7 protein-coding genes and 1 tRNA gene are annotated in these 6,672 nt (G+C 64.0%); 3 read left to right on the plus strand and 5 right to left on the minus strand.

Annotated elements, in window-relative coordinates; all coding sequences use genetic code 11:
• From SE91_RS04220 to SE91_RS04225, 3 genes are all read right to left on the minus strand, one after another.
• Positions 1-859, minus strand: an 859-nt coding sequence (locus tag SE91_RS04220) for a carbamoyl phosphate synthase preATP-grasp domain-containing protein (protein WP_502687126.1), incomplete at its 3' end; no start/stop codon positions are given.
• Positions 860-1,154: 295 nt separating this feature from the next.
• Positions 1,155-1,230, minus strand: a tRNA-OTHER gene (locus SE91_RS35950).
• A gap of 55 nt (positions 1,231-1,285) precedes the next feature.
• Positions 1,286-1,987, minus strand: a complete 702-nt coding sequence (locus SE91_RS04225; RefSeq protein ID WP_061846689.1) for a class I SAM-dependent methyltransferase — start codon at positions 1,985-1,987, stop codon at positions 1,286-1,288.
• A gap of 105 nt (positions 1,988-2,092) precedes the next feature.
• On the opposite strand from SE91_RS04225, the gene SE91_RS04230 reads away from it, so the two are divergent.
• On the plus strand, positions 2,093-2,617 hold the full coding sequence (locus SE91_RS04230) for a Dps family protein (protein ID WP_008544798.1): 525 nt from the start codon (positions 2,093-2,095) through the stop codon (positions 2,615-2,617).
• A gap of 125 nt (positions 2,618-2,742) precedes the next feature.
• Here the strand turns inward: SE91_RS04230 and SE91_RS04235 are convergent, their stop codons facing one another.
• Together SE91_RS04235 and carA are read right to left on the minus strand one after the other, a co-directional pair.
• Entirely contained in the window at positions 2,743-3,264 is a 522-nt protein-coding gene (locus SE91_RS04235; protein ID WP_061846690.1) for a cupin domain-containing protein, read from the minus strand.
• Positions 3,265-3,466: 202 nt separating this feature from the next.
• Positions 3,467-4,657: a glutamine-hydrolyzing carbamoyl-phosphate synthase small subunit gene (gene carA, locus SE91_RS04240; RefSeq protein WP_061846691.1), complete on the minus strand. Its 1,191-nt coding sequence runs from the start codon at positions 4,655-4,657 to the stop codon at positions 3,467-3,469.
• Positions 4,658-4,883: 226 nt separating this feature from the next.
• Between carA and SE91_RS04245 the strand changes: the two genes are divergently transcribed.
• Both SE91_RS04245 and SE91_RS04250 read left to right on the plus strand, forming a co-directional pair.
• The gene (locus SE91_RS04245) at positions 4,884-5,339 is read left to right on the plus strand and encodes a GatB/YqeY domain-containing protein (RefSeq protein ID WP_061846692.1); all 456 of its coding nucleotides are present in this window, start codon (positions 4,884-4,886) and stop codon (positions 5,337-5,339) included.
• Positions 5,340-5,469: 130 nt separating this feature from the next.
• Positions 5,470-6,609, plus strand: a complete 1,140-nt coding sequence (locus tag SE91_RS04250; RefSeq protein WP_061850937.1) for an epoxide hydrolase family protein — start codon at positions 5,470-5,472, stop codon at positions 6,607-6,609.
• Positions 6,610-6,672: the final 63 nt, after the last annotated feature.

A 6,672-nucleotide genomic window follows, 5' to 3' on the forward strand; every position in this document is an offset into this window, starting at 1 on the left:
AGGTTCTCGATCGAGCGACGATGATGCAATTGTCCTTCTTGTCGCGTACCACCTCCATCTCGTACTCTTTCCAGCCGAGCACGGATTCTTCGATCAGCACTTCGTTGGTCGGAGACGCATCGAGACCGCGCTCGATGATGTCGAGAAACTCTTCCTTGTTGTAGGCGATGCCGCCGCCGGTGCCGCCCATCGTGAAGGAGGGGCGGATGATCGCGGGCAGTCCGATCTCGGACAGCGCCATCATGGCCTGGCCGAACGCATATTCCTGGTAGCGCTTGCGACGCTCGCTCTCGCCGAGAGTCCACTGCCGGTCGTGCTCTTCGAGAGCTGCGCCCGACAGCTTCGCACGTTCGGCCTGGTGTTTGTCGCGGAAAGACTTCTTCAGCTCGGAGGCGTTGGCGAGCCGCGACTTCGGCGTCTCGAGTCCGATCTTGGTCATGGCCTCGCGGAAGAGCTGGCGGTCTTCGGCCTTGTCGATGGCGTCCGCGGTGGCGCCGATCATCTCGACGTCGAACTTCTCCAGCGTGCCCTGCCGGCGCAGCGACAGCGCGCAGTTCAGCGCGGTCTGGCCGCCCATGGTCGGCAGCAGCGCAAAGCCGCCGGGAATGACGTGACGTTCCTTCTCGATGATCTTGGCGACGATCTCGGGCGTGATCGGCTCGATATAGGTTGCGTCGGCCAATTCCGGGTCGGTCATGATGGTGGCCGGGTTGGAATTGACGAGGACGATGCGGTAGCCCTCTTCCTTCAGCGTCTTCACCGCCTGGGTGCCCGAATAGTCGAACTCGCAGGCCTGGCCGATCACGATGGGACCGGCGCCGATGATCAGGATGGTGGTGATGTCTGTACGTTTGGGCATCAACTCTCGCCGAAGTGGAATTTTGGCACAAAAAAAGGGCGCGCTTGCCGCGCGTCCCCTTGTGCGAGAGCGCGGGGTTTTCCCTCGCGCGCGGGTGGGTCTTAGACCAGTTTTTGGGGCGGCGAAACCCCGAAAAACGCCCATCAACCGGCAATTTTGGCGGGTTGGGGAGGGTGGGCTGCTTGGGGGCGGTCCGTCCGTCTTCGCTTCCGCTTCGCTCCAGCTACGCCGGACACGCTTCGCCCCTGCGGGCCTCGCGCGGCTGCGCCACGCATAACCCCGAAGGGGCGAAGCGTGGAGACCCGGCCTGGATTTGAACCAGGATGTAGAGCGTTGCACCGCCCTCGCGTAGACGCTTCCGCCACCGGGCCGGGACGATCATTACCGATCGGAGGCGGGCGAGGCCACCTCCGCTAGCACTTATGCTTAATAAACCAGAGGTGGTCGTGCAATGAAGGTCATACGCCAGCGATTGTGGCCGATATTGGTGTGGGCGCGCTGGACCGCGAACCCGGCCGCTGTCAGCTTCGCCGTGATCTCGTCCTCGCTGTAGCGCTGGAGCCCGATCCGCGTGCGCAGCTGGCGATAATCCGACAGCGCGGTGCTGATCAGCCCGACCAGCGCGTCTTTCAGGAAGCCGTGCCGCAGGCCGAAGCTGAGCAGCGCCATCACGTCCCTGACCATGCCGACATTGGGCTGCAGGACATCGCCGAGCACCAGCTTGCCCGAGGGCTTCAGGATCCGGCGGATGTTGAGGAGGGCGCCATCCAGCTCCTCTGGCGTCATGTATTGCGCGACCGAGTTCATCACGACGAGATCGATCGACTGGTCCTGCATCTTGCGGACGTCGTCGAGCGAGCGGACGCGGATCTTAGTGTTCGGAGCGAACCGCGCGATCAGGCGGCCGCGCACCCCGGGAGCGGGCTCGGCCAGGATCAGCTTGCCGCAGGCCATTGCCACCTGGCCCGCCGACAGCGCCTCGCCGCAGGCATAGTCCAGCACCACCGCCTCGGGGGAGGGGATATAGCCGATGATGTCCCGCGCGATGATCTGGAAGTGCAAGTCGCGATGCAGCTTGCTGACATAGATCGTATGCGTGGAGTCGTAATAATCGATCCAATCGTCCATGGTATCCCGACCCAACGGTTCCTATCTAGGAACCGGCGCTGCCCGCCTTGCGTTAGGGGTGCGGCGGCCCGCCGTCAATGTCCGCGTCTAACAGGAAGGTCTCCCGTGAGCAAAACCAACAACAAGGTCTCGCCCGATCTCGACACCCCCACCGATCTGTCGCCCGATGGGGTCAAGAAGGTCTCGGAGGCGCTCAACGTGCTTCTGGCCGACGCGTTCGCGCTGTATCTGAAGACCAAGAATTTCCACTGGCACATCAGCGGCCGTCACTTCCGCGATTACCATCTGCTGCTCGACGAGCAGTCCGACCAGATCTTCGCCACCACGGACCAACTCGCCGAGCGCGTCCGCAAGATCGGCGGCACCACGCTGAAATCGATCGGCCAGGTCGCCAAGCTCCAGACCATCAAGGACAACAACGAGGACTACGTCCCGCCGCGCGAGATGCTGCGCGAGCTGATGCAGGACAACAAGCATGTCGCCGCTGCGATGCGCAAAGCGCACGACGTGTGCGACGAGGCCGGCGACGTCGCCAGCGCCAGCATTCTCGAGAACTTCATCGACGAGACCGAGCGCCGCACCTGGTTCCTGTTCGAAGCAACGCGGCAGGAAGGCAGCAACGCGGCGTAAAGCCGAGCTGCCGTAGGGTGGGCAAAGGCGCGCTTCTTGCGCGCCGTGCCCACCATCTATCCCTACATTCATCGCGATTGGTGGGCACGCTTCGCTTTGCCCACCCTGCGGCACCGCGCTTGTAGCTACCGCCACAACCGCATCAATGCCCCATCCTCTCCCGTCACGGGATCGGCTGGCGGCAGCGCGACTTGCGGAATCGTCCTCAGCGCCTTGGCGTGGTTCTCGGCCGTCGCCCGCGTGATCTCCATCTTCGCGCCCGGTGGATAGGCACCGATCACGCAGAAGTCGTCGCTCGCCTTGACGCATTGATGGCCGGTGCCTGCGGGGAGGATCGCGACGTCGCCGGCCTTGATCTGAAGCTCCTGGCCCTGATCGCCGCCGAAGCGGACCCGCGCAGTTCCGCGCGCGACGCCGAGCACTTCGTGCACGGTCGCATGATAGTGCAGATAGTCGTAGACGCCGTTGCGCCACGTGCCGCCCCAGCCGTTGGCTTCGAACAGGTTTTCGATGGTTTCTTCGGGACGCTTGGGATCGAGCGTCACCGCGCCCTGATAGACCAGGAACGGAAGGATGTTGTTCGGCACGAGCCCGTCATCCTCGAACACGATGGCGAGCGGCTCGGCCTTGTCGCGGGTGATGGGCATGGTGGAGCTCCTGCTACACGACGGTGCGGAGACAACATTGAAGCGAGAGCAGACGTTCCTGAACCGGTCTCGTGCAGCGCGAAGCGGTGCGTCGCTGAGCCGGGACCCAGAAACCTCAGCATGGGCCCCGGTTCAGCAGCGCATCACACCGCGAAGGGCGGCGTGATGCACTGCGCCCGGGGCACGAGAGCCGTAGTGCGCCTTACGCGCTCTTCTTCTGCCGCATCAGATCGGCAAAGCGCTGGAACAGATAGTGCGAGTCGCGCGGACCCGGTGAGGCCTCGGGATGGTACTGCACCGAGAACACCGGCTTGCCGTCGAGCTGGATGCCGCAATTGGAGCCGTCGAACAGCGAGATGTGGGTCTGGGTCGCGCCCTTGGGCAGCGTGGTCTCGTCCACGGCAAAGCCGTGGTTCATCGAGGTGATCTCGACCTTGCCCGTGGTCTCGTCCTTCACGGGATGGTTGGCGCCGTGATGGCCCTGATGCATCTTCTTGGTCTTGGCGCCGACGGCAAGGCCAAGCATCTGGTGACCGAGGCAAATGCCGAAGGTCGGCGTGCCCGACTTGATGACGTCCCGGATGACGGGCACGGCATATTTGCCGGTCGCGGCCGGATCGCCCGGACCGTTCGAGAGGAACACGCCGTCCGGCTTCATCGCCAGGATGTCCTCGGACGACGTCGTTGCCGGCACCACCGTCACCTTGCAGCCGACGCCGGCGAGCAGGCGCAGGATGTTGCGCTTGATGCCGTAGTCGATGGCGACGACGTTGAACTCCGGCTTCTCCTGGCGGCCAAAGCCCTTGTCCCACAGCCAGGGCGTCTCGTCCCAGGTGAAGCGCTGGCCGCTCGTGACCATCGGCACGAGGTCCATGCCTTCGAGGCCCGGCCATTCCCGCGCCTCTTCCTTGAGGCCATGCAGGTCGAATTCGCCGGTCCTGGAATGCGCGATCACGGCGTTGGGCATGCCCTTGGAGCGGATCAGCGCGGTCAGCGCGCGGGTGTCGATGCCGGAGAGGCCGATGATGCCGCGCGCCCTCAACCACTGGTCGAGATGCTTGGTGGCGCGGTAGTTCGAGGGATCGGTGATCGCGGTGCGCAGGATCACGCCGCGCGCGCCGGGCGTCGCGGCCATGTTCACCGTCTCGATGTCTTCATCGTTGGTGCCGACATTGCCGATATGCGGGAAAGTGAAGGTGATGAGCTGCCCGGCATAGGACGGATCGGTGAGGATTTCCTCATAGCCGGTCATCGCGGTGTTGAAGCAGACCTCGCCGACGGCGTGGCCTTCGGCGCCGAGACCGAAACCTTCGAGCACCGTGCCATCGGCAAGCACGAGGAGCGCGGTCGGTTTGTGGTCCGGCCAAGCGGTATCGTTGTCATGTTGTGTCATGAGCGCGTTTCATAGTCCCGGCAAACGCTGCCGTCAAAGCGGGAAAGGCCCGATTCACATGCGTTTTTGCATATTTGACGGGCGGCTCCAGCCACTTAGGCCGGAACCGGCAATTTTGAGCCATTTCGACCTCCGGCAGGGAAACAATGAACCGGCGGCCGCTCCGGTATGGCCTCTTGCCCGCGAACGGCTTAGATCAGGCCTGATAGATCGAGAGGATCCCGACATGCTGCGCGACGACATCAACAATGCGGTCAAGGAGGCCATGAAGGCCAAGGACGAGCGCAAGCTGTCCACGCTGCGCATGGTCAACTCGACCATCAAGAATGCCGACATCGACGCCCGAGGCAGCGGCAAGCCGCCGCTGTCGGACGCCGACCTGCTGGCGGTGCTCCAAAAGATGATCAAGCAGCGCCAGGAGGCGGTCGAGCTCTATGACAAGGGCGGACGTGCCGAGCTCGCCGCCCAGGAGCGCGAGGAGATCGCGGTGATCTCGGCCTATTTGCCCAAGCAGATGGCGGAGGACGAGGTGAAGAAGGCGATCTCTGAGGCCATCGCCGAAACCGGCGCAGCCGGCATCAAGGACATGGGCAAGGTGATCGGCGTGCTGCGGGCGAAGTACGCGGGACAGATGGATTTCGGCAAGGCGTCAGGTCTCGTGAAGGCGGCGCTGTCAGGCTAGGTCGTCATTCCGGGGCGACGCGAAGCGTCGAGTCCGGAATCTATTGGGCCGCCGACCCCATAGCGAAATGGATTCCGGGTTCGCACTACGCGCGCCCCGGAATGACAACAAGAACAAGGGGAGGCCGCCGATGACCGCCATCAAACCGTTCCGCATCGCCATCAGCGATGACGTCCTCGCCGACCTCAAGTCGCGCCTCGCCCGTACGCGCTGGCCGGAGGCGGAGCTGGTGGACGATTGGAGCCAGGGCGCGCCGCTGCAGTGGATCCAGGAGATCTGCCGCTACTGGGCCAGTGATTACGACTGGCGGGCGCGCGAAGCAAAGCTCAACCGCTTCGAGCAGTTCACCACGGAGATCGACGGGCTCGACATCCATTTCATCCATGCCCGCTCGAAAGAAGCAAACGCGCTGCCGCTGATCATCACCCATGGCTGGCCGGGCTCGATCGTCGAATTCCAGAAGGTGATCGCGCCGCTCACCGATCCCGCCGCGCATGGCGGCAATCCCGCGGATGCGTTTCACGTCATCTGCCCGTCACTGCCGGGCTTTGGCTTCTCCGCCAAGCCGAAGACGACCGGCTGGGGCGTCGACCGCATCGCCGCGACCTGGGCGAAGCTGATGGAGCGCCTCGGCTATGCGCGCTATGGCGCGCAAGGCGGCGATTGGGGCTCGGCGGTGACGACCTCGCTCGGCGCGCAGGATGCCGCGCGTTGCGCCGGCATCCACATCACGCTCTCCTTCAACTCGCCGCCGCGCACCGAGGGCGGCGATCCTACCGCGGAAGAGAAGCGCGCGCTCGCCGGCCTCAAGCATTATGTCGATCTCGATTCCGGCTATTCCAAGCAGCAATCGACGCGACCGCAGACGCTCGGCTATGGCCTGACGGATTCGCCGAGCGGGCAGGCGGCCTGGATCCTGGAAAAGTTCTGGGCCTGGACCGATTGCGACGGCCATCCCGAGAATATCTTCACCAGGGACGAGCTGCTCGACAACGTCATGCTGTATTGGGCGACGGAGACGGCGACCTCCTCCGCACGGCTCTATTGGGAAAGCTTCGGCAAGCGCCGGACGACGCCGGTCGTGAAGGTGCCGACGGGCGTCGCCGCATTCCCCAAGGAGATCATCACGCCGGTGCGGCGCTGGATGGAGCCGAACTTCCCCAACATCACCCATTGGAGCGAGATGGAGAAGGGCGGCCATTTCGCCGCCTTCGAGCAGCCGGAGCTGTTCGTGCGGGATGTGCGCAAATTCTTTGCGACGGTGCGGTAGCCACGCACTCAGCCGTCATGCCCGGGCTTGTCCCTGGCATTCACGAGCCTAAACTAGGCCGAA

Source organism: Bradyrhizobium sp. DOA1, from assembly GCF_001593325.1.
Taxonomy (GTDB): domain Bacteria; phylum Pseudomonadota; class Alphaproteobacteria; order Rhizobiales; family Xanthobacteraceae; genus Bradyrhizobium.